A 1,490-nucleotide genomic window follows, 5' to 3' on the forward strand; every position below is an offset into this window, starting at 1 on the left:
CGCCCCGTTATCTTCTTTGCGGTCCTGCAAGAGGGCCGCTGGCCTCCGGGCCCGGCATGACTGTTGCCCCCTGTCGAACGGATGACCTGGGGGGTGGTGTCACCGGGTCCGAGGGGTGCCGTCGGAGACGCTGATCAGAGGTCCGGCCACCGCCCGGCCCGGCGCAATGCCGGGCAGCTCGCGGGCGGCAGGTCTGCATAACGTGGATGCGCGCGAACGGCCCCGCCGCCGAGGCCGGCACAGCATCGACGCATGTGGGGGCACGGTGATCGACATCGACGAGACGGGCGTCTTCCTCGGCCTGGACGTCGGCAAGAGCAACCACCACGGCCACGGACTCACCCCGGCCGGGAAGAAGGTCTTCGACAAGGCCCTGCCGAACGGCGAACCCCAGCTGCGGGCCGTCTTCGACAAGCTCAAGGCCAAGTTCGGCACCGTCTTGGTGGTCGTGGACCAGCCCGCCTCCATCGGCGCCCTGCCGCTGACCGTCGCCCGCGACGCCGGCTGCAAGGTCGCTTACCTGCCCGGACTCGCCATGCGCCGGATCGCCGACCTCTACCCGGGTGAGGCCAAGACCGACGCCCGCGACGCGGCCGTCATCGCGGACGCCGCCCGCACCATGCCCCACACCCTGCGCTCCCTCGAACTGGCCGACGAGATCACCGCCGAGCTGACCATGCTGGTCGGCTTCGACCACGACCTGGCCGGCGAGGCCAACCGCACCTCCAACCGCCTCCGCGGCCTGCTCACCCAGTTCCACCCCAGCCTCGAACGGGTCCTGGGCCCCCGCCTGGACCACCCCGCCATCACCTGGCTCCTCGAGCGCTACGGATCCCCGGCCGCTCTGCGCAAGGCAGGCCGCCGCAAGCTCGTCGGCATATTGCGGCCGAAAGCGCCGCGCATGGCCCAGCGGCTCGTCGACGACATCTTCGACGCCCTCGACGAGCAGACCGTCGTCGTCCCGGGCACCGGCACACTCGATGTGATCATTCCGTCGCTGGCCAAGTCGCTGGCCGCCGTCCACGAACAACGCCGGGCACTGCAAGCCCAGATCGAGGCCCTGCTGGAGGCCCACCCTCTTTCCCCGGTCCTGACCTCGATGCCCGGCATCGGCGTCAGGACCGCCGCAGTCCTCCTGACCACCGTCGGCGACGGCAGCTCGTTCCCCAGCGCCGCCCACCTGGCCTCCTACGCCGGCCTCGCCCCCACCACCAGACAATCGGGATCCTCGATCCACGGCGAGCACGCCCCCAGAGGCGGGAACCGGCAGCTCAAACGCGCCATGTTCCTCTCCGCGTTCGCCGCCCTCCACGATCCCGCCTCCCGCACCTACTACGACCGCTGCCGAGCCCGAGGCAAAACCCACACCCAGGCCCTCCTCCGCCTCGCCCGCCACCGCATCAGCGTCCTGTTCGCCATGCTCCGCGACGGCACCTTCTACGAACCCAAAACCCCACGCCTCGCTTGACGAAAGACATAGAGGCACCCCC

Annotated in this window: 1 protein-coding gene; it reads left to right on the forward strand. The window is 70.4% G+C overall.

Going from position 1 to position 1,490, the window contains the following annotated elements:
• The first annotated feature begins 265 nt into the window (after positions 1-265).
• Entirely contained in the window at positions 266-1,468 is a 1,203-nt protein-coding gene (locus ACZ4SF_RS38110) for an IS110 family RNA-guided transposase (protein ID WP_468393676.1), read from the forward strand.
• Positions 1,469-1,490: the final 22 nt, after the last annotated feature.

Source organism: Streptomyces sp. NPDC027663 (assembly GCF_055566415.1).